The organism is Citrobacter youngae (assembly GCF_003818115.1).
In the GTDB taxonomy this organism is placed as follows: domain Bacteria; phylum Pseudomonadota; class Gammaproteobacteria; order Enterobacterales; family Enterobacteriaceae; genus Citrobacter; species Citrobacter youngae.
Window position 1 is genome coordinate 21,843 of sequence record NZ_RPOI01000038.1, and the last position, 26,669, is coordinate 48,511.

Here is a 26,669-nt window from a genome sequence, read left to right on the forward strand (position 1 = left end):
GACTAATTCGGGTGCTCACAAAGTGGGGCTAAAAAATCGAATAACAAACGTGAAGACAGCAATGTGTCGCCACAGGCACGCACGGGAATAATGGGCATTAACGCGTTACAGACGACGATTTCATCAGCCTGCATAACCTCCTCCAACCCGGCATACACTTCGACAATACTGAATGGCGATTGTGCCAGCATCCGGATACAGAATTGTCGCATAATGCCGTTTACTCCGGCCTGATCCAGGCGAGGCGTGTAAACCACATCACCTTTACGCCAAAACAAGTTAGCCGCACAGCATTCCGTAACCCATCCCTCGCTGTCAAGAACCAGTGCTTCATCTGCGTCTGTCTGTTCAAGATGAGAGCGAATCAACACCTGCTCCAGTCGATTCAGATGCTTAAGTCCGGCAAGCAGTGGATTACGCCCCAGTCGCACTGGGCTTAGCGCCAGCGAAATCCCCTCTTGCCGCCAACGATCGTAATGATCGGGCCAGGCTGAAACGGAGAGGATACGTGTGGCGCTGTGACAACTTTTGCCACTGTAACCCCGGCCTCCACTGCCACGGCTGATAATCACTTTCAACACCCCGCGTACGTGCCTTTTCGCCAGCATTTTCATTTCATTTTGCAGCTCGGACCAATTTTCAAAAGAGATCAGTAGTTTTTGGCAAGCGTCTTGTAAACGCTCAAGATGCGCTGCAAAGAGAGGGATTTCGCCGTCGATAATACAGGCAGTGGTAAAACAGCCATCACCAAATTGGGTCGCTCGATCGCTTGCTGCCAGCATATTTTGCTCGCAGCCATTAATTAAGAACATGGTGGCTCCTTATTTCTGGTCCGCTAGTTTGGCAGGATGAGTAACACAGGACAAGGGCGGAAAACCGAATAAAAAAAGGCCCGACAAGCGGACCTTTTCAATTTGCTATCGATGCTAGCGCATCACCTAACGGGCTTAAATCTTTTTAAAGATCAAAGAGCCGTTGGTACCACCGAAGCCAAAGGAGTTACACAGCGCATACTCCAGACCACTAACCTGACGCGCTTCGTGAGGTACGAAGTCCAGGTCACAACCTTCATCCGGGTTATCCAGGTTGATGGTTGGCGGAATAGCCTGATCGCGCAGCGCCAGGATAGAGAAAATAGACTCTACCGCGCCCGCAGCACCCAACAGGTGTCCGGTCATGGATTTGGTTGAACTAACCATCACGCTACGTGCAGCATCACCAAACACCGATTTCACGGCCTGGGTTTCTGCTTTATCGCCTGCAGGCGTAGACGTACCATGCGCGTTGACATAGCCAATCTGACCCGCTTCGATAGCCGCATCACGCAGCGCGTTGACCATTGCCAGCGCAGCGCCTGCACCGTTTTCCGGTGGTGACGTCATGTGGTAAGCATCACTGCTCATACCGAAGCCAACGACTTCAGCATAGATTTTTGCACCGCGCGCTTTCGCATGTTCGTACTCTTCCAGTACAACCATGCCTGCGCCGTCGCCCAGCACAAAGCCATCACGTTCTTTGTCCCACGGACGGCTTGCCGCTTGCGGGTTATCATTACGTGTAGACAGCGCACGTGCCGCGCCAAAACCACCCACGCCCAGCGGCGTACTGGCTTTTTCTGCACCACCCGCAACCATCGCGTCCGCATCGCCGTATGCAATGATACGTGCAGCATGACCGATGTTATGTACGCCTGAAGTACAGGCGGTCGCGATGGAGATGCTTGGCCCTTGCAGGCCGTACATGATGGTCAGGTGACCTGCCACCATGTTAACAATCGTCGACGGAACGAAGAACGGGCTGATCTTACGCGGTCCACCATTTACCAGAGAGGTATGGTTTTCTTCAATAAGACCGAGACCGCCAATACCAGAGCCGATAGCAGCGCCAATACGGTGGGCGTTCTCTTCCGTTATTTCGAGGCCAGAATCCTGCATGGCCTGAACGCCAGCGACAATTCCATATTGAATGAAAGCATCCATCTTGCGCTGTTCTTTGCGCGAGATAATGTCTTCACAGTTAAAATCCTTTACTAAGCCAGCAAATTTCGTTGCATAGGCGCTAGTATCGAAATGGTCGATCAGGCTGATGCCACTCTGACCGGCAAGGAGAGCTTTCCAGGTAGACTCTACGGTATTGCCGACAGGAGACAACATGCCCAGTCCGGTCACAACTACACGACGCTTAGACACGGTTGTCCTCCAGGGAGGGAAAAATAATTCAAGTGGGAAAAAAAGATAAAACTCAGGCGGTCGAATGACCGCCTGGAGATGTTCACTTACGCCTGGTGGCCGTTGATGTAATCAATGGCAGCCTGAACGGTAGTGATTTTCTCAGCTTCTTCGTCCGGAATCTCAGTATCAAACTCTTCTTCCAGAGCCATTACCAGCTCAACGGTGTCAAGAGAATCCGCGCCCAGGTCTTCAACGAAGGAAGCATTGTTGGTTACTTCTTCCTGCTTAACGCCCAGCTGTTCGCCGATAATTTTCTTAACGCGTTCTTCGATAGTGCTCATACTCTTAAATTTCCTATCAAAACTCGCTTTCGCGATGGTTTTCGTAGTGTATAAAATGTTGAAAAATTTGCAACTAAATCCCGGCAGGTCTTACCACGATTTTGCGCTATTTTGAGGCCATTCACCCTAATAACGCAAATATTTTTCAATCGTGGTTAAACCATGTACATCCCGCCGTTGACGTGCAAAGTCTCACCTGTGATGTAACTTGCTTCGTCAGAAGCTAAAAATGCAACCGCACTGGCGATTTCCTGAGCGCCGCCAAGGCGACCCGCAGGAACCTGCGCCAGAATACCCGCACGCTGATCATCAGACAGCGCACGCGTCATGTCCGTTTCAATAAAGCCCGGAGCAACAACGTTTACAGTAATGCCACGAGACGCAACTTCGCGCGCCAGTGATTTACTGAAGCCGATCAGACCCGCTTTCGCCGCAGCGTAGTTAGCCTGACCCGCATTTCCCATGGTACCAACCACAGAACCGATAGTGATAATACGCCCATGACGCTTTTTCATCATAGCTCGCATTACCGCTTTTGACAGACGGAAAACAGATGACAGGTTGGTTTCGATGATATCGTTCCACTCGTCATCTTTCATGCGCATTAACAGGTTATCACGAGTAATCCCGGCATTATTGACCAGGATATCGACTTCACCAAATTCTGCGCGAATATTTTCCAGAACAGATTCGATAGATGCAGGATCGGTCACATTCAACATCAGACCTTTACCATTTGCACCTAAATAATCGCTAATGGCCTGCGCGCCGCTTTCGCTGGTAGCAGTACCGATAACTTTCGCGCCACGGGCAACGAGTGTCTCAGCAATTGCGCGGCCAATGCCACGGCTTGCACCGGTAACCAGCGCGATTTTTCCTTCAAAACTCATGGTCTTCCTCTTTTATTGCTCTAGCGCCGCAGACAGTGCCGCCGGCTCATTCAGTGCCGAAGCAGTCAGGGTGTCAACAATACGTTTCGTCAAACCGGTCAGAACTTTACCCGGACCGACTTCATACAGGTGCTCTACGCCCTGGGATGCCATAAATTCAACGGTTTTAGTCCACTGAACCGGGCTATAAAGCTGACGAACCAGCGCATCGCGGATAGCATCGGCAGTGGTTTCGCACTTCACGTCAACGTTGTTCACAACGGAAACAGTCGGCGTGTTAAAGGTAATTTTTTGCAGTTCAACAGCCAGTTTCTCGGCTGCAGGCTTCATGAGCGCACAGTGAGATGGAACGCTAACCGGTAACGGTAACGCACGCTTAGCGCCAGCAGCTTTACAAGCTGCACCTGCACGCTCTACAGCTTCTTTGTGCCCGGCAATAACCACCTGACCCGGTGAGTTAAAGTTTACCGGTGAAACCACCTGACCTTCAGCAGACTCTTCGCACGCTTTCGCGATAGCGGCATCATCCAGACCGATGATAGCAGACATGCCACCTGTGCCTTCCGGTACGGCTTCCTGCATAAATTTGCCACGCAGTTCAACCAAACGTACGGCATCGGCAAAACCGAAAACACCCGCACATACCAGCGCAGAGTATTCACCCAGGCTGTGACCTGCCATCAGCGCAGGCGTTTTACCACCCTGCTGCTGCCATACGCGATACAGCGCGACAGATGCGGTCAACAGCGCTGGCTGCGTCTGCCAGGTTTTGTTCAGTTCTTCTGCCGGACCCTGCTGAGTCAACGCCCACAGATCATAGCCCAGCGCAGCTGATGCTTCAGCAAATGTTTCTTCAACAATTGGGTAGTTTGCTGCCATTTCAGACAACATCCCAACGGTCTGGGAACCCTGCCCCGGAAACACAAATGCAAATTGCGTCATGTTTAAATCCTTATACTAGAAACGAACCAGCGCGGAGCCCCAGGTGAATCCACCCCCGAAGGCTTCAAGCAATATCAACTGCCCAGCTTTAATACGCCCGTCGCGGACGGCTTCGTCCAGCGCGCACGGTACGGAGGCAGCAGAGGTATTACCATGTCTGTCGAGCGTCACGACAACATTATCCATCGACATACCCAGCTTTTTCGCCGTCGCGCTGATAATGCGCAGGTTAGCCTGATGCGGTACCAGCCAGTCCAGCGCAGAACGGTCGAGATTATTGGCTTCCAGCGTTTCATCAACGATGTGCGCAAGCTCGGTCACCGCGACTTTAAATACTTCGTTACCCGCCATCGTCAGATGAATCGGGTTTTCTGGGTTCACGCGATCGGCGTTAGGCAGCGTCAACAGTTCGCCATAGCGACCGTCAGCGTGCAGATGCGTGGAGAGAATGCCTGGCTCTTCTGATGCGCTCAGTACAACCGCGCCCGCCCCATCACCGAAAATGATGATCGTTCCGCGATCGGTTGGATCACAGGTGCGCGCCAGAACATCAGAACCAACGACCAGAGCATGCTTAACTGCGCCAGATTTAACATACTGGTCGGCAACGCTCAGGGCGTAAGTGAAACCAGCGCAAGCGGCTGCAACGTCAAACGCCGGACAGCCTTTGATCCCTAGCATACTTTGGATCTGGCACGCCGCGCTTGGAAATGCGTGAGTGGATGATGTGGTAGCAACCACAATCAGACCAATTTGCTCTTTGTCGATGCCCGCCATTTCAATCGCACGGTTTGCGGCGGCAAAGCCCATCGTCGCAACTGTTTCATTTGGCGCTGCAATATGGCGTTCACGGATACCTGTACGAGTGACGATCCACTCATCAGATGTCTCAACCATTTTTTCCAAATCGGCGTTAGTACGCACTTGTTCAGGCAGATAGCTGCCAGTACCAATAATCTTCGTATACATGTACGCTCAGTCACTTTTAGGTTATATACCGCCACGAGCAAATCGCTGATACGTTGGCCACATTCACAAACGCACCGTTATCTGTGTGCTCGTGAGGTTGCGCTTTCGCCACCGTCCAGCAGTTCGAATCCAGCTGGGTATACAGATTCCAGGCGAGCGGCAATTCGCTGAGGAACTTGTCGCTGCACCGCCTGCACTGCCTGTTCAATCGCGACTTCAAATGCTCGCTGATTGGCCGCACCATGACTCTTAATCACCGTGCCGCGCAATCCTAACAGACAGGCGCCATTATACTGGTCGGGGTTGAGGTGACTAAATCGCCTTGTCAGGCTTTTTTGTAACCAACGTTTTAATAACAGCAGCCACCACGACCGTTTTTTGCCCTCACCCTGAGATTTCAGCAGTGAAAGGAACATTCTGACAACACCTTCCATCGTCTTTAATGTGACATTACCTGTAAAGCCGTCACAGACCAACACATCGGTTTTGCCAGTCAGTAACTCATTGGCTTCAAGATAGCCGATATAATTAATGGAAGGGATTGTTTTTAGCACAGCTGAAGCATCTCGAATACTGTCGAGACCTTTCGTTTCTTCTTCGCCGATGTTGAGTAACGCTACGCGAGGATTAGCAATGCCAACAACCTCTTCTGCCAGCACGGAACCCATGACGGCAAATTGCACCAACATCGTGCTATCACAATCTACGTTGGCGCCCAAATCCAGCACCACCGTTTTGCCCTTTTGCTGATGTGGTAAAACCGTCACCAACGCCGGACGCTCAATCCCCTCAAGGGGTTTGAGCAATAACTTCGCAAGTCCCATAAGTGCGCCCGTATTACCGGCGCTGACACAAGCTTGTGCCTGACCTTCTTTCACGAGCTCCAGGGCAACACGCATTGAGCTTCCACGACTGGCGCGAATAGCTTGCGAGGGCCGGGCATCACTGGCAATAACTGACTGAGCAGGGATAATCTGCAGACGCGAACGTTGTTCGAAGTCAGCTTTGGCAAGTAATGGCGTGATTGTATCGGGATCCCCGACTAAAAGAAGTGTGAGTTGCGAATTAGAATTCAGTGCCTGCAATGCTGCAGGCACTGTCACGGTAGGGCCAAAATCTCCCCCCATGACATCTAACGCCAGGGTTAGACGTGTCAAGGTATCGTCGCTGCCCGGTTAGGTGTTTCCCCAGTTACCCGGGGAAAGCCTCACTAAGCTTCATCACGCGTTCACTCTTTGTCTTTCTCACCAGGGGTGGGAAAGCCATTGAGTCATGCGTGATTACTTAGCGATTACCTTACGGCCACGGTAGAAACCGTCGGCAGTGATGTGGTGACGCAGGTGTTGTTCACCAGAAGTTTTGTCTACAGACAGGCTGGTGACTGCGGTCAGAGCGTCATGAGAACGACGCATGCCACGTTTGGAACGGGTTGGTTTATTCTGTTGTACGGCCATGGACCTTACTCCTCAATTACTTACGCTTTAAGCTGGCTAATACGGCAAATGGGTTTGGTTTTTGCGCTTCATCAGGCAATTTGCCAAAGACCATGTCCGCCTCGGACACTTCACAGTGTTCAGAATCATGCACCGGAACTACCGGCAAGGAGAGGATAATCTCATCTTCAACCATTGCAAGCAGATCGATTTCACCGAATTCGTTAACCTCAATCGGCTCATACGCTTCCGGGAGTGCTTCAGCCTGCTCGTCAGAACGGACAGGACTAAAACAATATGTTGTGTGAACATGAAGTGGGAACGGTTTCCCGCAACGCTGACATTCGAGCGTAACCGATACCTTCGCATCACCGGTTATAACGGCGAGACGCTGGTTATCGATAGCGAACGACATGGAGCATTCCACATCACTGTCCACACTGACTACAGAATCGGCGACGCGCTCAACCAGATCAGAAGTATAGATACCTTCATAATCGAGGCGTTTTTGAGCCGTACGAACCGGATCAAGAGTCAGGGGTAATTTTACCTTTTGCATAGGGCGCGCATATTAACTTTGTAACGTCATATAGTCAAAGAAAAAGGCAGCCTGTGGTTGCCTTTTGCCAATAATTCGCACACATTGCGGGTCATCGACTTAAAATCGCTCAAGACAAGCCACTACAGCCAGCTTGTAGGTCGAAGTCCATAGTTTAAAATGGCTCTCATCAATACGCTATATGCGAGGGAAAAAATATGCCTCAACTTATTCTTGCTTCCACCTCTCCCTGGCGTCGCGCTTTACTCGAAAAACTGGCAATTCCGTTCGAATGCGCAGCACCAGAGGTTGATGAAACACCATTACCAGGCGAGGCGCCGCGTCATCTGGTGTTGCGACTGGCGCAGCAAAAAGCACAATCACTCGCCCACCGTTATCCCTCGCATCTGATTATTGGCTCCGATCAAATTTGTGTTCTTGATGGTGAAATAACCGGCAAACCATTAACAGAAGAAAATGCGCGCCAACAGTTACTCAAAGCCCGTGGCAATATTGTGACGTTTTACACCGGACTGGCGCTGTATAATTCTGCAACCGGACATTTACAAACTGAAGTAGAACCTTTTGACGTCCATTTCCGTCATTTAAGCGAGGCGGAAATTGATGATTATCTGCGCAAAGAGCGTCCGCTCCATTGTGCAGGTAGTTTCAAAAGTGAAGGGTTAGGTATTGCACTCTTTGAGCGTCTGGAGGGCCGCGATCCTAACACACTGATTGGCTTGCCGCTGATCGCGTTGTGTCAGATGCTGCGCAGGGAAGACATGAACCCGCTGAACGCCTGATTAAAGAACTCCTGTACAGGCGTAATCAAGTAGGCCTGATAAGCGCAGCGCCATCAGGCGCGACGTAAACGTCTTATCCGGCCTACGGGTTTAACGCGATAAAATCGCAACGCGCATCAGGCTTTGCTGCGTAATACCTCAAGGCAGCGTTTCAGTTGATTATCCATCGGCGCTTCAACACGCATAACCTCACCCGTACCGGGATGAGTAAACTTCAACGCAGCAGCGTGCAGAAACAGACGGTTCAACCCCGTATCCGCCAGTTGCTTATCGAACTCACGGTCGCCATAGCGGTCATCAAAAGCAATCGGATGTCCGGCATATTGCGTATGCACACGAATCTGGTGCGTGCGTCCGGTCACGGGGCTGCAGCGCACAAGCGTGGCAAACGCATAGCGCTCCTCCACTTTAAAACGGGTTTCCGACGGTTTCCCTTCCTGATTTACCCGCACGATACGCTCGCCGCTTTGCAGAATGTTCTTTAACAAAGGTGCCTGCACAGCTTTGACATGCGATTGCCACTGACCCCTTACCAGCGCCAGATAGTCTTTTTGCATCCCTTTTTCACGCAATTGTTCATGCAGTGAACGCAGCGCCGAGCGCTTTTTGGCGACCAGCAACACACCGGAGGTATCACGGTCCAGGCGATGCACCAGTTCAAGGAAACGCGCTTCCGGACGTAAGGCACGTAAACCTTCGATCACACCAAAGCTTAATCCGCTGCCGCCATGGACGGCGGTGCCAGAAGGTTTGTTAAGCACCAAAATATGGTCATCTTCATACAAAATGACATCCGTCAGCGCAGCGACCTTCTGCAAATTCGGAGAAATCGCTTCTTCTTCACGCTCAGCGACACGCACTGGCGGAATACGCACAATATCCCCGTCTTCGAGTTTGTACTCGGGTTTGATGCGTTTTTTATTCACCCGCACTTCGCCTTTACGCAAAATGCGATAAATCATACTTTTCGGCACGCCTTTGAGCTGGGTGCGCAAAAAGTTGTCGATGCGTTGCCCTGCTTCATCGGCAGTAATGGCAACTATTTTTACGGCTGGAGTCTCTGTTTTCATGGGGGCCGATTTTAAATAGCCATCAAGATTCGCGCCACACATTTTTCTATGCTTATATTAACTGCTATACCTGATTACTTAAGTTTGACAGAACCGATTTGGTGGTTATTAAAGCAATCACCAGGCGGAAGTGTAAAAACTGTGAGTAACCGGGTGATAAATGGCAAAAGTCATCTTGCTATAACAAGGTTAGCAGTGGAATAATGAGCTTGTTTCCGTGTTGAATCTTGTTAAAACAAGAACTTTTCCGGAATGACCCAATTTTGCCCGACCGATCATCAACGCAGCAATGGCGTAAGACGTATTGATCTTTCAGGCAGTTAGCGGGCTGCGGGTTGCAGTCCTTACCGGTAAGTGCTCTATGGATTTCGCGTTGTAGGAAGGCGGCAAGTCTGGGAACCCCCAGAAGCTTACTCCTGTAAGTGTCTGGGGTGAGAAGATGAAGCCAACGCACCAACAGCGTGAAAGACGACAAGCACAATGGAAGCTTCTCTGGAGAGTAATACCCAGACTGTTCCCCTGATAATTGCGCTGTGTTTCCGTATGAAATACAGGCAACCGACACTCTGCGCCTCTTTGAGCTGACGATAACCGTGAGGTTGGCGACGCGAATAGACACGAGGCCATCGGTTCACACCCGGAAAGGCATTTCTCTGCCCGCAGCTTAGTCGTCAATGTAAGAATAATGAGTAAGTTACGATGAAAAGAATGTTAATTAACGCAACTCAGCAGGAAGAGTTGCGTGTCGCCCTTGTAGATGGGCAGCGTCTGTACGATCTGGATATCGAAAGTCCTGGACACGAGCAGAAAAAAGCCAACATCTATAAAGGTAAAATTACCCGTATTGAACCGAGTCTGGAAGCTGCTTTTGTTGATTACGGCGCTGAACGTCACGGTTTCCTCCCGTTAAAAGAAATTGCCCGCGAATATTTTCCTGCAAACTACAGTTCCCATGGCCGCCCCAACATTAAAGATGTGTTGCGTGAAGGTCAGGAAGTTATCGTTCAGATAGATAAAGAAGAGCGCGGAAATAAAGGCGCAGCACTGACAACCTTTATCAGTCTGGCAGGCAGCTATCTGGTTTTGATGCCAAACAACCCGCGTGCGGGCGGTATCTCTCGTCGCATTGAAGGCGATGACCGTACCGAGTTAAAAGAAGCGCTGGCAAGCCTCGAACTGCCTGATGGCATGGGGCTTATCGTACGTACCGCGGGTGTCGGTAAATCGGCCGAAGCACTGCAGTGGAACCTGAGCTTCCGTCTGAAACACTGGGAAGCCATTCAAAAAGCGGCTGAAAGCCGTCCTGCCCCGTTCCTGATCCACCAGGAAAGCAACGTTATCGTGCGTGCCTTCCGCGACTATCTGCGCCAGGACATCGGCGAAATCCTCATCGACAACCCAAAAGTCATGGAGATGGCGCGTCAGCACATCGCTGCGCTGGGTCGTCCGGATTTCAGCAGCAAAATCAAACTGTACACCGGTGAAATCCCGCTGTTCAGCCACTACCAGATTGAATCCCAGATTGAATCCGCCTTCCAACGTGAAGTGCGTCTGCCTTCCGGCGGCTCAATCGTTATCGACAGCACTGAAGCGCTGACTGCTATCGATATCAACTCCGCTCGCGCAACCCGCGGCGGCGATATTGAAGAAACGGCGTTTAACACTAACCTTGAAGCTGCTGATGAAATTGCGCGTCAGTTGCGTCTGCGTGACCTTGGTGGCCTGATCGTCATCGATTTTATCGATATGACCCCGGTTCGCCACCAGCGTGCGGTAGAAAACCGTCTGCGTGAAGCGGTTCGCCAGGACAGAGCGCGTATTCAGATCAGCCATATTTCTCGCTTCGGTCTGCTGGAAATGTCCCGCCAGCGTCTGAGCCCGTCGCTGGGTGAATCCAGTCACCACGTCTGCCCGCGTTGCTCCGGCACCGGTACCGTACGTGATAACGAATCACTGTCGCTGTCTATTCTGCGTCTGATCGAAGAAGAGGCGCTGAAAGAAAATACGCAGGAAGTTCACGCTATTGTTCCTGTGCCGATCGCATCCTACCTGCTTAACGAAAAACGTACCGCGGTCAATGCCATCGAGACGCGTCAGAACGGCGTGCGCTGTGTGATCGTGCCAAACGATCAGATGGAAACCCCGCACTACTCCGTGCTGCGTGTACGCAAAGGGGAAGAAACGCCTACCCTGAGCTACCTGCTGCCGAAACTGCACGAAGAAGCGATGGCGTTGCCGACGGAAGAAGAATACGTTGAGCGTAAGCAACCTGAACAACCGGCACTCGCCACTTTCGCGATGCCTGATGTTCCGCCTGCCCCTGCACTGCAGGAGCCAGCCGTGAAAGCTGCCGCGCCTAAAGCTGCTGCCGCGACCGCACCTGTCGCTACGCAGCCGGGTTTGATTAGCCGTTTCTTCGGCGCGCTGAAGTCCATCTTTGGTAGCAATGAAGAAGTGAAACCGGTTGAACAACCGGCACCGAAAGCTGAAGAGAAAACGGAACGCCAGCAGGATCGTCGCAAACCGCGTCAGAACAATCGTCGTGACCGTAACGAGCGTCGTGATAATCGTGACAACCGTGGTGACCGTGACAACCGTAATGAGCGTTCAGAAAACGGCGAAAACCGCGATGAAAATCGTCGTAATCGTCGTCAGGCGCAGCAGCAGACTGCTGAAACTCGTGATAACCGCCAGCAAACTACTGACGTTGCAGACAAAGCGAAATCTGGCGATGAGCAGCAGGCTCCGCGTCGCGAACGCAACCGCCGTCGTAACGATGACAAGCGTCAGGCTCAGCAGGAAGTTAAAGAGCTGAACCAGGCTGAACAACCTGTGCAGGATGCCGAGCAGGAAGAACGCGTGCGTCAGCCGCAGACTCGTCGTAAACAGCGTCAGTTGAATCAGAAAGTTCGATTCACTGACAGCGCGCCGGTTGACGCCGAAGTGGCGACCGCAGCCATTGTTGCTGAAACCGCCGTTGCTCAATCTGTTGAACAGTCCGCCCCGGCTCAACGTACCGAACTGGCTAAAGTCGATTTACCCGCAGTCGTTGCATCAGAGCAAGAAGACAACAACGAAGCACGTGATAATAACGGTATGCCTCGTCGCTCACGTCGTTCTCCTCGCCATCTGCGCGTAAGCGGGCAGCGTCGTCGTCGCTATCGTGACGAACGCTATCCGGTTCAGTCGCCGATGCCGTTAACGGTTGCCTGTGCTTCTCCGGAATTAGCGTCCGGCAAAGTCTGGATTAGCTACCCTGTTGCCCGTACTCAGGACATGCAGGTTGAAGAACAGCGCGAACAGAAACTGGAGCTGGAACAAAACGCATCTGTGGCAGTAGAGCCTCAAGCCGCTGCAGCTGTCGTTGAGCACATTGTGGATGTCCCTGCACAGGCAGACGTCGCGCAATCCGATGTTAGCGTAGCGGAAACGCAGTCCGTCGTTGTTGAAACCACGCATCCGGAAGTTATTGCTACTCCGGTCGAGCAGCAACCGCAAATTATCGCTGAGTCTGACGCACCGGTTGCCGAAGAGATCGCTGCGAAAGCCGAACCTGTGGCTGAAGTTGTGGCTTCACCGGTTATCGAAGAACCTGCGGATGTCGTTGTCTCCCAGCCTGAAGCGGTTGAAGAGATTGTCGAGGTTGTGGAAACAGCGCCTGTTGTTGAAGAAGTCGCAGCGTCGCAAGAAGTTGTTGCAGCACCTGTCGTCGAAACTGCAGTCGTTAAGTCTGACGCTGTCGCAACCCGTGTTGACGCAGAACATCTTCACAGCCATGCGACCGCACCGATGACCCGCGCTCCGGCTCCGGAATATGTGCCTGAAGCGCCGCGTCATAGCGAGTGGCAGCGCCCGGCATTCGCCTTTGAAGGCAAAGGTGCTGCAGGCGGACACAGTGCCAGCCATCAGGCAACCGCGCCAGCAACGCGACCGCAGTCTGTTGAGTAAGTCCTAAGCAATGAAAAAGCCGACCTCAGGGTCGGCTTTTTTTATACGTCGTGAACGCCCCTCATCCCTGCTACCTGTGGCATAACATCTTTCATCAACGCCAGAAATTTGCGTAAGCGGGTTGGATAATAACGAGCCCAGGGATAAACCAAATGCACGGGCAATGACGACGCATGCCAGTCAGGTAATAGCGTAATCAATCTTCCGCTGGCGATATCGTCTTCAACCATCCAGCTTGAGACAAGCGTAACCCCCAGCCCCGCAAGTGCAGCATTTCTGGCGACATAAATACTGTCGGTACTTAATCTGGGAGAAATATTTAACGTGATAGCTTCGTTACGCCGGTGGTGAAGTAACGACACGCTGTGCTGATAAAATGTATTTACCGCGATCCAGGGCAGCGCCGATAGCTGTTCAGGGTGAGTCAAAATCCCAAATTGCGCGAGAAGCTCAGGGCTTGCCACCATACTTCGCGGGACTTCAGCCAGTAAAACCGAGACCGTAGCAGGATCAACCTCAGCCCCAACCCGGATAGCGCAGTCGATATTGTCGCTGAGAAAATCAACGGTCTTATCATTCAGCATCCACTCAACAGATAACTGTGGATAGCGGGAAAGGAACTGCAGAAGCGGCTCAAGGAGTTGTTGTTGGCCGAACGCATGTGGCGCCCGAACCCGCAACGTCCCCACCGGTTCATCCTCCGTGATGTTCAGTCCGTCCTCCAGCGCCAGCCAGGCATCAATAATGTGTTTGGCATGCTGATACCCTCGCTCACCATCATCAGTCAGCTTCATTGCATGGGTGGTACGCATAATCAGCTTAACGCCCAACAGCGTCTCAAGGGATTGTAACCGCCGACTGACGGTTGCCTGGGTGGTGCCCATTTGCTTGGCCGCCGCTGAAAGCGAACCGGCCTCGACGATGCGCACAAACGTGCGCATCAATTCCACCCTATCTATACGTTCAGTTTTTATCATTTAGTCGTTATTCATACGTGTAACGTATAACTGTTTTACCACTGCGCTCGCTACCGTGCTACCGGTTGAAGGATAAAAATAGCCACACATCCCGTGATTGAGGAATCATTTGTGAACACACACACCGCACTTTCCCGTTGGGTTATTTTTGTTCTGGCACTGGGCGCTGGGTTCAGCGTTGCCGCAATCTATTATGCCCAGCCTCTTTTACCTTTAATGGGTCAGGACCTGGCCTTAAGCGTCACCGGCATGGGGCTGGTGCCAACGCTCACCCAGGCAGGATACGCGCTGGGCATTTTGTTTTTGTTGCCGCTGGGCGACCGTTATGACCGCCGGACATTAATCCTGCTAAAAAGCGTCTCTCTTGCCGCGCTGCTGTTGGCCTGCAGCTTTACCGGTCAGTTGCATTCGCTACTGCTGGTTAGCTTACTGATGGGGATGGCAGCGACCATGGCTCAGGATATCGTGCCGGCCGCAGCCATCCTTGCGCCTGAGGGCAAGCAGGGAAAAACAGTAGGTACCGTCATGACCGGTCTTCTGCTGGGGATCCTACTCTCGCGGACCATCAGCGGGATGGTAGGTGAAGCCTATGGCTGGCGGGAAATGTATCAACTTGCCGCCGTCAGTATTGCCGTGATTGCCGTACTGATGTGGAAAATGCTGCCCCGCTTTACGGTCCATTCCACGCTGAGTTATCCGGCATTAATGTTCTCCATGGCGCAACTGTGGCAGCGTTATCCTGCACTGCGCAGGGCGGCGTTGGCTCAGGGCTTCCTGTCCATTGCCTTTAGCGCCTTCTGGTCAACACTGGCGGTTATGCTCTCTGAGCATTACCACATGGGCAGTGCGATGGCGGGAGCATTTGGTATTGCAGGGGCAGCCGGGGCGCTGGCAGCCCCTATGGCAGGTCATCTGGCAGATAAAGTAGGTGCCGGACGGGTAACACAGTTGGGGGCGCTGTTAGTCACGCTTTCATTTGCCCTGATGTTCTTGCTTCCGGCCCTGCCAGTACAGGGGCAGTGGCTGCTGATTGCCCTGTCAGCGATAGGCTTTGATCTCGGACTGCAATCCAGCCTGGTCGCCCACCAGAACCTGGTTTATAGCCTGGAGCCTCAGGCAAGAGGTCGTCTGAATGCGTTGCTATTTACCATGGTGTTTATCGGCATGGCGCTGGGTTCTGTACTCGGAAGTCAGGCCTATGCGCTGGCAAACTGGGAAGGCGTGGTGACACTGGCCACTTTCAGCGGCGTTGTTGCGCTGGTAATTAGACTGACCGGTAAATTGCCTGTTAGCCAGACAACTGCAGCCTAAAAAAATGCCCGCTCCGGGGTGTATGTGGAGCGGGCAGACAAACATATCCAGTTTCATGATATGTTTCAAAAAGGATCGTTACCGGTTGAGCTGGAACAGTGACATTCCCTGCATATCGGTAAACGTTTTATACGATGCCTGTAGCGCAGCCTGCTGCATAACATACGAAGAAATCGCCGCATTCCAGTCAACATCAACCAGATTGCTCATCTGCTGCGTTTGACCCAACGCGCGATCGGCCCCCAGCGAGTCCAGAGCGCTAAGTTCACTGAGTTGCGTACCGAGTTCAGCACGAACAGACAGCACGTTATTCAGTGAGTTCTTCAGACCACGGTTGGATTTATCGATGGCTGCTTTGGCTGCATCTCTTGCCGCATCATCGCTTTCAATCGGCGTATTCAGGGCCGCAATAGCGGAATCCAGCATGGCGAATAAGTTCGTTTCTGACTTGCTTCCATCTGGCTCCGGAACCGCGTTGCTGGTCACCGAGTCAAAAATCTTATCCCCGGTATGACCAATCACCATTGACCGAGCGGCATCGACCTGTTGGGTAATATTTTGCGTTCCACCACTATAGGCACCATCAGTCTGGGCAAATGGTGGGGCTTCCGTTTTGTAGCCGCCAAAGATATAACGACCATTACCGTCGGTACTGTTCGCCAGATTCATTAACTGATCGCGGATCCCTTGCAAATCAGTTGCCAACGATGCCCGGTTATCATCACTCAATGTCCCATTGCCAGCATTGACAATTTTTTCCTGTGCCGCGGTAATAGCGGTCGTCGCCCGGCTTAACACGTTCTCTTCCAGTGACACTTTTTGCGTCGCGAAAGTACGCGCCAGCGTATATTGGCTGTTCTGTGCCTGAGCCTGTGAAAGCACCACGGCCTGTGATGCGGCAATCGGATCGTCAGACGGGTTGTTCACGCGTTTCCCCGTTGACATCTGCTCGCCAAATTTCAACCATTCAGCCTGAGAGTTGGTGATGCCGCGCATATTCTGCTGGTACATCATCTGAGTACTGATACGCATTGAGTTCCTCTCCCTTAGCGAATATTCAGCAGTGCATCAAAGAGCGAATTCGCCGTTTGCAGTACCTGAGCGTTGGCCAGGTAATACTGCTGATAACGCTGCAAATTCCCGTACTCTTCGTCGAGGTTAACCCCGGAAATAGACTGTTGCTGATTTGAAAGCTGCGTGACCACGTTGTTTTGCGTGGTGCTGCTGGTTTTTAAGGTCGCCGTTTTGTTCCCGACATCGCTCACCAGCGTAGCGTAAGCATCGTTAAAGGTTTTATTCCCGATGGTTGCCTTGGTTTGCAGATCCAGCAGTTTCTGGCCGTTACGGTTATCGCTTTTACCTTTATCAACATTGGGATCAGTGTCATTTTTGGACACTTCAGCCATGGCGATTTTCGACTCATCGGTCACCGCCACTTTCATATTAATAATGGCGTCACCCACGGGTTTCACCGTAAAGCTGTCATTTGCCAGCGCACCATTTTTGACGGTGATTTCCAGCCCATCAAAGGACATTTTTCCGCCAGTAACCGTCGGCTTAAAGCTGGTATTGTCAGCCAGACGGGTTACCTGCCAGTCAGTACCATCAAACGTAATTTTATAGTCGGTTGCCTGCACCGACGAGCTATCCGTCATTTTAACATCAAGCGCACCGGTCCCTTTATTCTTCGTATTGCTAAGGACTGCCGGGCCACCAATATCGAAAAAGTTTTTGCCCGGGTCGCCGTTGGCATCAAAACCTTCTTTGTGCTGCGTGTTAAACGCATCAGCAAAGGCGAGGGCCAACTGACCAAGGGTATTACGCGTCTGGTCGAGTTCCTGCGAACGGAACGTCAACAGCCCGCCCAGCGAACCGGTCGTGATCAGTTTTTCCGGGATGGCAACTTCTCCGGCCACGCCGTCAACATAAGCGACGGTCGTGCGAGAGGGATCATCGCTGGAAGGTACAGCAGCCAGTTGGCGAGCATTGCTGCCTTGCACCAGCGAATAGCCATTCGCCATGGTCACGTTGTAGGTGCCGCCGTCCTGAATGCTGACTTCCACACCGACAATCTTGTTCAGATCACTCACCAGTTGATCGCGCTGATCGAGCAGATCGTTAGGTGATGCACCCGCACCAACGCCGGTCAAACGGGAGATTTGGTCGTTAAGGCTGGCAATTTGCTTCGAATAGTTGTTGATTTGATCGACGCTGGCCTTAATCGCAATATTGACTTGCTTATCCTGATCGCGCAGATATTGGTCCGTCGTTCTGAACTGATTGACTAAGCCATCAGCTTTACCGATAAGTGCCTGACGCGCCGCCGGATCTTCTGCGTTACTCACCAACGTCTGTAGGCTGGTAAAAAAGCCCTGCATCGACGTTGAGATCGAACTGGTTTTGCTGGCGAGCAGGTTGTCGATTTTTGACATTTGCTCGTAACGTGTCGTCAGACCGCTGCTCTGGTTCTGCGCCGCACGTAACTGATTAGTGATAAATGAGTCATACTCACGCTGTACGCCAGAAACATAGACACCATTGCCGACCCAGCCCCCCGCACCCAGCGTGCTGTTCGCTTGCGCCATAATTGTCGTTTGTCGGGTATAGCCGGCAACGTTATAGCTGGAGATGTTATTACTGGCAGTGTTCAACGCGGCCTGCGCTGCGCTGAGTCCACTCATCGCGTTATTAATCAAGCTGGACATGGAGGTTCCTTGTAATCCTTCAATACTCGGTATTATCGGCAGCAGGTCAGCAGACTTGAGCTATTTAAAAGAGATTATCGAGATTCGTGCTGTAGGTTTTACTCACCTTTTCGCTCATCGATTTTAGCTGCTGGATCATGCTGGTTAATTTGCGCGCATAGTTAGGGTCAGTGGCGTAACCCGCATTCTGCAATGCCTGGGCACCCTGCTCTGCGGTCGCGGCACCGGTCACCGCTGCGTAACGTGGATTGCGGGATATCAGACCGACATAATCCGACAGTGCTTCAAGATAGGAGCTATAAACACGGAATTTCGCTTTCACTTTTTTCGCCTCACCGTTTTCGTATTCGGTGGTGGTGATTTCAGTGGTCGGCCCTTTCCAGCTTCCCGAGGCTTTCACACCAAAAATGTTAAAACTCGGCTCGCCGTTCTCCCGTCGAATTTGTCGTTGCCCCCACCCGGACTCCAGCGCCGCCTGCGCCAGAATCAGATGATGAGGAACCCCACTCTGCTGACTGGCCAGTTTTGCCGGCAGAGAAAGTTGAGCCAGAAAGTCTTTACTGTCACCCGACAGCGGCTCATCATTGCTTTCCGTCGCCCGGGGAATGGCTTTACGCACCAGTTGCGTCAGCGCCTGATTTTGATAGCTGGTCACCGTTTCCAGCGAGAACTTCATCGGCACCTGCGGCGCATCATCCGCAGGTTGCGCCTGCCCTTCGGTCATCTGCTTGACCATCATTTCAGCCAGCCCCAGACCTTTTCCTGCCGTCATCTGCTGGGCGATCTGTTGGTCATACATGCTGGTGTATAAACGCGTGGAGTCGCTGCTAAACACACCGTCTTTTGGCAACGCCTCGCGCATACTTTTCAGCATCATCTGCACGAACATCCCTTCAACCTGGCGGGCGACCGGGCGGATATTTGCCGCCGGGTCCTGACCCGCTTTCGCTTTCAGTTCGTTCAGTGATTGTGCATCCCAGGCGGCGCTGGTCAGCAGTTTGCTATCACCAATCATCAGATGATTTCCAGTTTGGCGCGCAGACAACCCGCACTTTGCATGGATTGCAGGATAGACATCAGGTCCATCGGTGTTGCTCCCAGCGCATTCAATGCACGTACGACGTTGTTCAGGTTGGCGCTGGAACGAACGCTCTGCAACGAACCACCGCTCTGGCGCAGATCGATCTGCGTTTGTGGCGTCACCACGGTTTGTCCACCACCAAACGGTGTATCCGGTTGGCTGACATTCGCCTGGCGGTTAACCGTAATCGACAGATTGCCTTGTGCAACAGCGCAACTATCCAGCGTCACCTCGCGGTTCATGACCACCGATCCCGTACGGGAGTTAATAATCACCTTCGCGTCCTGCGGCGTGACGTTCACTTCCATATTCTGGATATCCGCGAGGAAACGTACCTGCGAGCTATTGCCATTCGGGACGCGTACCTGGATCGTGCGTGCATCCAGCGCTGTTGCGCTGCCAAAGCCGCGCGAGCGGTTAATGGTGTCGGTAATTTGCTGCGCCATGGTGAAATCTTCATTATTCAGCTGCAAATTAATGGTGTTACCGCCGCCGAACTGGCTGGGTAATTCGCGTTCGATGGTCGCGCCGTTGGTAATACGTCCGCCATTGAGCTGGTTCACCTGCACGCTGCTACCACCCGCTGCGGCGCCTGCACCACCGACCAGAATATTCCCCTGCGCCAACGCATACACCTGGCTATCGACCCCTTTCAGCGGCGTCATCAGCAGCGTTCCGCCGCGCAGGCTTTTGGCGTTACCCATTGAAGAGACCACTACGTCAATGGTTTGCCCCTGACGACCAAAGGCCGGGAACTGCGCGGTGACCATTACCGCTGCCACGTTTTTCAGCTGCATATTGGTGCCGGTAGGCACGGTGATCCCCAACTGCGACAGCATGTTATTCAGCGTTTGTGTCGTAAACGGTGTCTGGGTGGTCTGGTCACCCGTACCGTCCAGCCCGACCACCAGCCCGTAGCCTATCAGCGAGTTTTCCCGCACGCCCTGCACGCTGGTCAGATCACGAATGCGATCGGCATGCGCAAAGGTGGTAGCCAGTACCAGTACCATTCCAACAAGAGTTTTAAACACTGGATACCTCGCTTACATCGGCGATAAATTAAGGAAGAAACGCTGCAACCAGCCCATATTCTGCGCTTCATTGATATAGCCGTTACCGACATATTCAATACGCGCATCCGCAACCTGCGTTGACGGTACAGAGTTGCTGCCGCTAATGGTGCGCGGGTTAACAACCCCAGAGAAGCGAATGAATTCAGTGCCCTGGTTAATGGCGATCTGTTTTTCACCCACGACATGTAAATTGCCATTCACCAGTACCTGGTCAACCGTCACAGTCAACGTACCACTGAAGGTGTTCCTGGCGTTCGCGCCGCCTTTGCCGTTAAACGAGTTGCCGCCAGAAGCCTCTACGTCGGCACGCTCATTGCCAAATAATCCCTGCAGGTAACGCGGTACCGTGTCAAACCCAAAGTTAGTTTTGCCATCACGACTGGCATTCGCCGAGGAGCTTTTGCTCGCACTGACGTTTTCCTGCAATACGATAGTCAACGTATCGCCAATATTGCGCGGACGGCGGTCTTCAAATAACGGCTGGTAGCCATAATTAATCGGCTGCGCAGACTGAAATATTGATCCATTCGCCACCGGCGTCGGGCCTGGAACTGGCTGGGCAGTCGTCGCGCCCTGCACGAGCGGAGTGGCCGGGATCCAGGCGCATCCTGTCAGTGAAACCACCAGCAGGGCCAAAATCGGGTATGGGTGAAGCGCGTATTTTCGCATTGCCTTCATCTTCAAAATCAGTGCGCCGGTGAGGCTTTCACCCCACCGGACGTCACTTTAGAGTTGCGTCAGTTTCTGCAGCATCTGATCGGTGGTCGATACCGCTTTACTGTTGATTTCATAAGCACGTTGAACCTGGATCATGTTGACCAGTTCTTCCGCCACGTTGACGTTAGAGGTTTCCACATAACCCTGGTACAACAGGCCCGCACCGTTCAGCCCCGGCGTGCTTTCGTTCGGTGCGCCGGACGATTGCGTTTCGGTGTACAGATTCTCACCAATACTTTCCAGACCGGTATCGTTCATGAAGGTCGTCAGGTTGAGCTGTCCCACCTGAACAGGCGCAGCCTGGCCCTGCTGAGTCACACTGACAATACCGTCGCGTCCAATCGTGATGCTCAGCGAGTTAGCCGGAATAGTGATTGCAGGCTGCACCTGAAACCCCCCCGCCGTTACCAACTGACCGTTCTGATCCACCTGGAAAGAGCCATCACGGGTATAAGCTGACGTGCCATCTGGTAGCATGACCTGGAAAAACCCCTGGCCTTTAATCGCCACATCTTTACTGTTGTTGGTCTGCGACAGGTTGCCCTGACTGTGTAAACGTTCGGTCGCAACCGGACGCACACCGGTACCAATCTGCAAACCAGACGGCAGCGTTGTCTGTTCAGAAGACTGAGCGCCAGGCTGGCGAATCGTCTGGTACAGCAGATCTTCAAACACCGCACGCTGGCGTTTAAAACCATTAGTACTGACGTTTGCCAGGTTGTTGGCAATCACATCCATGTTGGTTTGCTGCGCGTCCAGGCCGGTTTTGGCGATCCATAATGAATTGATCATAAAATGTCCTGTATTAACTCATCGACAGCAGTTGGTTGGCACGGCCTGCGTTATCATCCACGCTACTGATAATCTTCATCTGCATTTCGAAGCGGCGAGCGCTGGCGATCATATCGCTCATCGCGGCAACCGGTTTGACGTTACTGCCTTCCAGTACGCCCGACATCACGCGGATGCTGGGGTCGGCTTGCAGTGTCGGTCCCCGGGTAGCCTGCGCTGCCGCACTCAGACGGAACATACCGTCATCACCACGTTGCACTTCACTTCCCGTCGCTTTAACCAGCTTCAGACGTCCTACTGGCGCCACCGTATTCGCAGGATCGCCGGGGTTGAGCGCCGAAATCGTTCCGTCAGCGGCGATAGTCACTTCCGACCCTTCCGGTACCGCTATAGGCCCAGCTTCGCCGATCACCGGATGTCCCTGAATGGTCAGTTCACCGGTTGGACTCACCTGAATTGCGCCATTGCGGGTGTATCCTTCGCTACCATCGGCGGTCTGCACAGCCAACCAGCCATCCTGCTGCAAAGCCACATCCAGCGGACGGGAGGTATAATCCATCTGGCCTGGCGTCATATCGGCCCCAGGCGTTGAGGCGACCACCAGCGTACGCGTTGGCAGCGAAAGCCCTTCTACGGGAACCGCACGCAGCGCGTTGAGCTGAGCACGAAAACCCGGTGTGGAGGCATTTGCCAGGTTGCTGGCCGTCACCGCCTGTTGATTCAGCGTCTGACTGGCCGCGCCCATGGCGGTATATATTGCGTGATCCATTAAGCCATCCCGTCAGGCGCTTAGCGCAGGTTGACCAGCGTGTTAAGGATCTGATCCTGGGTTTTGATGGTCTGCGCATTCGACTGATAGTTACGCTGAGCGACGATCATATTCACCAGTTCTTTACTCAAATCCACGTTAGAAGCTTCCAACGCACCGTTGGTCAGCTTGCCGAAGTTACCCGTACCCGCGGTACCCAGCAGCGCCACACCGGAAGCCTGAGTTGCTGCCCAGACGTTATCGCCCTGAGACGCCAGACCTTCGTTGTTGGCAAAGTTTGCCAGCACGATCTGTCCCAGAACCTGTTTCTGTTCGTTGGAGTAGTTACCGACTACGGTACCGTCATTGTTAATCTGGTAGCTCACCAGATCGCCCGGTTTGTAGCCGTCCTGGTTAGTGGCCACAATGTTGTTTGCACCGGTGTTCTGCTGCATGGAGTTCTGGAAACTCATTGCGAAGGTGACGGCCGGTGCGCCATTGAGCGCAGCTGTGGTGATATTGAATGTACCGCCGCCGATTAGCGCCCCATTGGTATCAAATTCCAGCGTGGACGTCGGTGCGGTTGGTACAGCAGCCTTAGGATCGCTGCTATCAATGGTATAGACAGCCCATTTGTTATCAGGCTGTTTTACAAAATAGGCGTTAACTTCGTGGGCATTGCCCAGGCTGTCATAAACGGTGACAGGGCCTTTTTTGTTATAGCTGTCAGCATCTTTCGGATCGAACTTTGTCGTTGTCGGGATTTTATCCGACGAGTTCAGGTTGATCTGCATTGAGGCCTTGCTGGTTGCCTGTGCCGCCATCAATGTATTGGGGATCGTGATCGGCCCCGGGTTCGCACCCTGCTGAACTGTCGGCGGCGTACCGGTCGCCGGATAGCCCGTCAGTTTCAGTCCCTGCATGTTAACGATATTACGGTTTTCATCGAGCTTGAACTGACCGTTACGGCTGAAGAAAACAGAACCATTGCTGTCAACCATACGGAAAAAACCGTTCTGGCTGATAGCCACATCCAGCCCACGTCCAGTGTTGGTGGTGGTACCATCGGTAAAGTCCTGGGTAATACCCGCAACTTTAACGCCCAAACCCACTTTAGAACCGGCGAACATATCGGCAAAGGATGCCGTACCGGATTTAAAACCGTAAGTGGCGGAGTTGGCGATGTTGTTACCAATGACATCGAGGTTGGTCGCTGCAGCGTTCAGACCGCTGACCGCTTGTGAAAAGGCCATGACTTACTCCTGATAAGTGTGAAGGCTTAAATTATCTGCCGTACTTCGTCGAGGGTGGTGGTTCCATAGGTGCCCAGGTCCAGCGTATTACCGCCGTTACTGCGGATAACACCCTGCACCAGCGCAAACTGTAGAGGCTGCGCCACAAGTTGCGTTCCGGCGTTGCTGGCCGCAATCGAAACGTTATACGAACCGCTCGGCGCATCCGTGCCGTCCGTCATGGTGCCATCCCAGGTAAAGGTGTGAACGCCCGCTTTCAACCCGCCAATATCAATGGTGCGTACCACCTTGCCGTCTTTATCGGTAATGGTTGCGGTAACCTTATCTGCCGGTTGCTGCAGCTCAACGCCAAACGGCGTCGTGGTCGTCGTTGCCCCTTCTTCTGCACCTTTACCGGTCAGAATGGTGGTCCCTGGGATCATGACGCCATGACCAATCAGCGTACTGGCCTGTAACGACTGGCTGCTATCAATCTGTCCGGAGATCGATCCCAGTGTGGTATTCAATTTTTCAATGCCGCTTACGGTACTAATTTGCGCTAACTGGGTAGTCAACTCATTGTTTTGCAGCGGGTTGGTCGGGTCCTGGTTTTTTAACTGCGCGACCAGAAGCGTCAGAAAGCTGCTTTGCAGATCAGCCGCGTTGCTCCCTGTCAGCGAACTTTTGCCAGTGGCAGCATTAACACCCGACGTACTCGGGTCATTCATTTTTACAGCAACGGACATGTGCGCCTCCTTTACTGGCCCAGCGTCAGCGTTTTAAGCATCAAGCTTTTTACGGTATTGAGCACTTCAACGTTTGCCTGATAGCTGCGTGAAGCAGACATGGTGTTAACCATCTCGCCGACCACGTCGACATTCGGCATTTTTACGTAGCCATTCGCATCCGCCAGCGGATTGCCCGGCTCATAAACCAGCTTGTCCGGCGCCTGACTTTCAATGACGTCAGCGACTTTTACGCCACCGGTTGCTGCGCCTGGCGCTGCATCGACCTGAAAAACAACCTGTTTTGCGCGATACGGCTGACCATCAGGTCCGGTCACGCTATCGGCGTTCGCCATGTTGCTGGCAGCCACGTTCAGACGCTGAGACTGAGCCGTCAGCGCAGAACCTGCGATATCAAAAATATTGAGCAACGCCACGGGTTAGTTCCCTCCTTGCAGCACGTTCATCATGCCCTTGATTTGCCCACCTAACGCGGTAAGCCCCATCTGGTACTTCAGGCTGTTATCCGCAAACTGCGTACGCTCCCGGTCCATATCCACCGTGTTGCCATCCAGAGACGGCTGGTCAGGAATGCGATAGAGCAACTCCGTAGATGGCGCCGAGACAGTCTGGGCAGGAATGTGTTGTGCAGAGGTCAGCGTCAACGAAACACCGCCGGTTTCTTCCCGCCCGCGCACCATGACTTTTTTTAATTCACTGGCGAAATCCAGGTCGCGCGCCTGATACCCCGGCGTGTCGGCATTGGCAATGTTGGCCGCTAATATTTCCTGGCGTTGGGCGCGCAAATTCAGCGCTTCCTGTTGAAAACGTAAGGCGGCGTCGAGCTTATCGAGCATATCTCCTCCGCAAATGACAAAATTCAGCCGACAGCTTAAATCCCATCACGCGCGCGTTATCGCCGGAATAAACGCAAAATGCGTCGCTATTTGTTGCGTTGATGACTGCGTCACACAGGTAGAATCCTGCCACTACCTGAAAAAGCGCGAGGTTTTGATGCAAACGTTTAAACGTGGAATAGTTGTGGCAGCACTGCTGTTCAGCCCTATGACGCTGGCACAAGACCTGAATTCGCAGTTAACCGCGTGGTTTTCCCAGCGCCTGGCCGGGTTTAGCGATGAGGTGGTCGTCACTGTCCGTACGCCGCCAAACTTGCAGCCCAGCTGTGACCAGCCTGCGCTGAGCGTGTCCGGCAGTGCGAAACTGTGGGGTAACGTGAACGTACTGGCCCGCTGCGCCAATGAAAAACGCTATCTGCAGGTCACTGTGCAAGCCACCGGCAACTATGTTGTCGCAGCAGCCCCTGTTGCCCGAGGAAGCGCCCTGAACGCGGCCAGCGTAACGCTAAAACGAGGTCGTCTGGATCAACTGCCGCCTCGCGCCGTACTGGACATTAATCAGGTTCAGGATGCCGTGAGCCTGCGCGACCTGGTTCCGGGTCAGCCAATCCAGCTCACAATGTTGCGCCAGGCATGGCGGATAAAAGCGGGTCAACGCGTGATGGTTATCGCCAACGGAGACGGCTTTCGGGTCAATGCCGAAGGTAAAGCGCTCAACAATGCAGCCGTCGCGCAAAACGCACGAGTGCGGATGATTTCGGGTCAGGTGGTGAGTGGAATCGTCGATTCTGATGGGAATATTCTTATTAACCTATAATAGGTTAAAGATTTTTTAGCGAGTGCCGATAGATAATCAACCAATGATTAAAGCGGGTCGCTATAGCGTAACCCCTCGATGAGGATAGAAAAAATGAGTATTGATCGTACCTCACCATTGAAGCCAGTAAGCACTGTCCAGCCACGCGAAACCAGCGACTCGCCGGTACAAAAAGCGCGGAAGGAAAAAACAGCGACGACAAACAGCACCAGCGTAATGCTGAGTGACGCTCAGGCCAAACTGATGCAGCCCGGCACCAATGACATCAACATGGAACGTGTCGAAGCGCTGAAAACCGCGATCCGTAACGGCGAGCTGAAAATGGATACCGGAAAAATTGCCGACTCGCTGATCCGCGAGGCACAGAGCTACCTACAGAGTAAATAAAGTATGACTCGTTTGTCAGAAATACTTGATCAGATGACGACCGTCCTCAATGACCTGAAAACGGTGATGGATGCTGAGCAGCATCAGCTTTCTGCAGGGCAGATCAACGGTAGCCAGCTACAGCGAATTACAGAAGAAAAAA

General features: G+C 52.8%; 27 protein-coding genes and 1 pseudogene. 6 read left to right on the top strand and 22 right to left on the bottom strand.

Annotated elements, in window-relative coordinates:
• Positions 1-2: 2 nt before the first annotated feature.
• The 9 genes from pabC to yceD all read right to left on the bottom strand — a co-directional run bounded on the left by pabC (position 3) and on the right by yceD (position 7,305).
• Positions 3-812 (bottom strand): aminodeoxychorismate lyase, encoded by an 810-nt coding sequence (gene pabC / locus EHN13_RS23050; RefSeq protein ID WP_124022142.1) that lies wholly within the window; start codon positions 810-812, stop codon positions 3-5.
• Positions 813-947: 135 nt separating this feature from the next.
• On the bottom strand, positions 948-2,189 hold the full coding sequence (fabF, locus tag EHN13_RS23055; RefSeq protein ID WP_124022143.1) for a beta-ketoacyl-ACP synthase II: 1,242 nt from the start codon (positions 2,187-2,189) through the stop codon (positions 948-950).
• 86 nt (positions 2,190-2,275) lie between these two features.
• Positions 2,276-2,512 carry an acyl carrier protein gene (acpP, locus tag EHN13_RS23060; protein ID WP_000103754.1) on the bottom strand — a complete coding sequence of 79 codons (237 nt, stop codon included), beginning with the start codon at positions 2,510-2,512 and terminating at the stop codon, positions 2,276-2,278.
• Positions 2,513-2,667: 155 nt separating this feature from the next.
• Entirely contained in the window at positions 2,668-3,402 is a 735-nt protein-coding gene (gene fabG / locus EHN13_RS23065) for a 3-oxoacyl-ACP reductase FabG (RefSeq protein ID WP_003036255.1), read from the bottom strand.
• A gap of 12 nt (positions 3,403-3,414) precedes the next feature.
• Positions 3,415-4,344 carry an ACP S-malonyltransferase gene (gene fabD, locus EHN13_RS23070; protein ID WP_124022144.1) on the bottom strand — a complete coding sequence of 310 codons (930 nt, stop codon included), beginning with the start codon at positions 4,342-4,344 and terminating at the stop codon, positions 3,415-3,417.
• A gap of 15 nt (positions 4,345-4,359) precedes the next feature.
• Positions 4,360-5,313, bottom strand: a complete 954-nt coding sequence (fabH, locus tag EHN13_RS23075) for a beta-ketoacyl-ACP synthase III (RefSeq protein ID WP_003832181.1) — start codon at positions 5,311-5,313, stop codon at positions 4,360-4,362.
• Positions 5,314-5,390: 77 nt separating this feature from the next.
• The gene (plsX, locus tag EHN13_RS23080) at positions 5,391-6,470 is read right to left on the bottom strand and encodes a phosphate acyltransferase PlsX (protein ID WP_003846798.1); all 1,080 of its coding nucleotides are present in this window, start codon (positions 6,468-6,470) and stop codon (positions 5,391-5,393) included.
• A gap of 123 nt (positions 6,471-6,593) precedes the next feature.
• Entirely contained in the window at positions 6,594-6,767 is a 174-nt protein-coding gene (gene rpmF / locus EHN13_RS23085) for a 50S ribosomal protein L32 (protein WP_003036242.1), read from the bottom strand.
• A gap of 16 nt (positions 6,768-6,783) precedes the next feature.
• Positions 6,784-7,305: a 23S rRNA accumulation protein YceD gene (gene yceD / locus EHN13_RS23090; protein ID WP_124022145.1), complete on the bottom strand. Its 522-nt coding sequence runs from the start codon at positions 7,303-7,305 to the stop codon at positions 6,784-6,786.
• Between the two features lie 197 nt (positions 7,306-7,502).
• Between yceD and EHN13_RS23095 the strand changes: the two genes are divergently transcribed.
• Positions 7,503-8,087 carry a Maf family protein gene (locus tag EHN13_RS23095; protein ID WP_124022146.1) on the top strand — a complete coding sequence of 195 codons (585 nt, stop codon included), beginning with the start codon at positions 7,503-7,505 and terminating at the stop codon, positions 8,085-8,087.
• Between the two features lie 116 nt (positions 8,088-8,203).
• On the opposite strand, the gene rluC is transcribed toward EHN13_RS23095, so the two are convergent.
• Entirely contained in the window at positions 8,204-9,157 is a 954-nt protein-coding gene (rluC, locus tag EHN13_RS23100) for a 23S rRNA pseudouridine(955/2504/2580) synthase RluC (RefSeq protein ID WP_167469975.1), read from the bottom strand.
• 699 nt (positions 9,158-9,856) lie between these two features.
• On the opposite strand from rluC, the gene rne reads away from it, so the two are divergent.
• On the top strand, positions 9,857-13,105 hold the full coding sequence (rne, locus tag EHN13_RS23115) for a ribonuclease E (protein WP_124022148.1): 3,249 nt from the start codon (positions 9,857-9,859) through the stop codon (positions 13,103-13,105).
• Positions 13,106-13,146: 41 nt separating this feature from the next.
• Here the strand turns inward: rne and EHN13_RS23120 are convergent, their stop codons facing one another.
• Positions 13,147-14,082 carry a LysR family transcriptional regulator gene (locus EHN13_RS23120; RefSeq protein ID WP_048211232.1) on the bottom strand — a complete coding sequence of 312 codons (936 nt, stop codon included), beginning with the start codon at positions 14,080-14,082 and terminating at the stop codon, positions 13,147-13,149.
• A 111-nt stretch (positions 14,083-14,193) separates the two neighbouring features.
• On the opposite strand from EHN13_RS23120, the gene EHN13_RS23125 reads away from it, so the two are divergent.
• Complete coding sequence (locus tag EHN13_RS23125) at positions 14,194-15,393, top strand: MFS transporter (RefSeq protein ID WP_124022149.1); 1,200 nt, start codon at positions 14,194-14,196, stop codon at positions 15,391-15,393.
• 78 nt (positions 15,394-15,471) lie between these two features.
• Here the strand turns inward: EHN13_RS23125 and flgL are convergent, their stop codons facing one another.
• From flgL to flgB, 11 genes are all read right to left on the bottom strand, one after another.
• Positions 15,472-16,425 carry a flagellar hook-associated protein FlgL gene (gene flgL, locus EHN13_RS23130; protein WP_124022150.1) on the bottom strand — a complete coding sequence of 318 codons (954 nt, stop codon included), beginning with the start codon at positions 16,423-16,425 and terminating at the stop codon, positions 15,472-15,474.
• A 14-nt stretch (positions 16,426-16,439) separates the two neighbouring features.
• Positions 16,440-18,098 carry a flagellar hook-associated protein FlgK gene (gene flgK / locus EHN13_RS23135; protein WP_048211230.1) on the bottom strand — a complete coding sequence of 553 codons (1,659 nt, stop codon included), beginning with the start codon at positions 18,096-18,098 and terminating at the stop codon, positions 16,440-16,442.
• 64 nt (positions 18,099-18,162) lie between these two features.
• The gene (flgJ, locus tag EHN13_RS23140) at positions 18,163-19,113 is read right to left on the bottom strand and encodes a flagellar assembly peptidoglycan hydrolase FlgJ (protein WP_061068124.1); all 951 of its coding nucleotides are present in this window, start codon (positions 19,111-19,113) and stop codon (positions 18,163-18,165) included.
• Entirely contained in the window at positions 19,113-20,189 is a 1,077-nt protein-coding gene (locus tag EHN13_RS23145; RefSeq protein ID WP_086523801.1) for a flagellar basal body P-ring protein FlgI, read from the bottom strand. Before EHN13_RS23145 ends, flgJ begins: the two co-directional genes overlap by 1 nt.
• Positions 20,190-20,222: 33 nt before the next feature.
• Entirely contained in the window at positions 20,223-20,921 is a 699-nt protein-coding gene (gene flgH, locus EHN13_RS23150; protein ID WP_003836756.1) for a flagellar basal body L-ring protein FlgH, read from the bottom strand.
• A gap of 57 nt (positions 20,922-20,978) precedes the next feature.
• A complete protein-coding gene (gene flgG / locus EHN13_RS23155) occupies positions 20,979-21,761 on the bottom strand; it encodes a flagellar basal-body rod protein FlgG (RefSeq protein WP_005129045.1) in 783 nt (260 codons plus the stop codon).
• Positions 21,762-21,774: 13 nt separating this feature from the next.
• Positions 21,775-22,530 (bottom strand): flagellar basal body rod protein FlgF, encoded by a 756-nt coding sequence (locus EHN13_RS23160; RefSeq protein WP_048211227.1) that lies wholly within the window; start codon positions 22,528-22,530, stop codon positions 21,775-21,777.
• Between the two features lie 20 nt (positions 22,531-22,550).
• Positions 22,551-23,762, bottom strand: a complete 1,212-nt coding sequence (gene flgE / locus EHN13_RS23165) for a flagellar hook protein FlgE (RefSeq protein WP_048211226.1) — start codon at positions 23,760-23,762, stop codon at positions 22,551-22,553.
• A gap of 26 nt (positions 23,763-23,788) precedes the next feature.
• Positions 23,789-24,487: a flagellar hook assembly protein FlgD gene (gene flgD, locus EHN13_RS23170; protein ID WP_040230672.1), complete on the bottom strand. Its 699-nt coding sequence runs from the start codon at positions 24,485-24,487 to the stop codon at positions 23,789-23,791.
• Between the two features lie 11 nt (positions 24,488-24,498).
• Entirely contained in the window at positions 24,499-24,903 is a 405-nt protein-coding gene (gene flgC, locus EHN13_RS23175; RefSeq protein ID WP_045441655.1) for a flagellar basal body rod protein FlgC, read from the bottom strand.
• Positions 24,904-24,906: 3 nt separating this feature from the next.
• Positions 24,907-25,323, bottom strand: coding sequence for a flagellar basal body rod protein FlgB (gene flgB, locus EHN13_RS23180; RefSeq protein WP_003036189.1), 417 nt, complete (start codon positions 25,321-25,323; stop codon positions 24,907-24,909).
• Between the two features lie 157 nt (positions 25,324-25,480).
• Between flgB and flgA the strand changes: the two genes are divergently transcribed.
• From flgA to EHN13_RS23195, 3 genes and pseudogenes are all read left to right on the top strand, one after another.
• Complete coding sequence (flgA, locus tag EHN13_RS23185; protein ID WP_061068834.1) at positions 25,481-26,140, top strand: flagellar basal body P-ring formation chaperone FlgA; 660 nt, start codon at positions 25,481-25,483, stop codon at positions 26,138-26,140.
• Between the two features lie 93 nt (positions 26,141-26,233).
• Positions 26,234-26,527 (top strand): flagellar biosynthesis anti-sigma factor FlgM, encoded by a 294-nt coding sequence (gene flgM / locus EHN13_RS23190; RefSeq protein ID WP_005129057.1) that lies wholly within the window; start codon positions 26,234-26,236, stop codon positions 26,525-26,527.
• 3 nt (positions 26,528-26,530) lie between these two features.
• Positions 26,531-26,669 (top strand): annotated as a pseudogene (locus tag EHN13_RS23195) (flagellar biosynthesis protein FlgN); the annotation flags it as partial.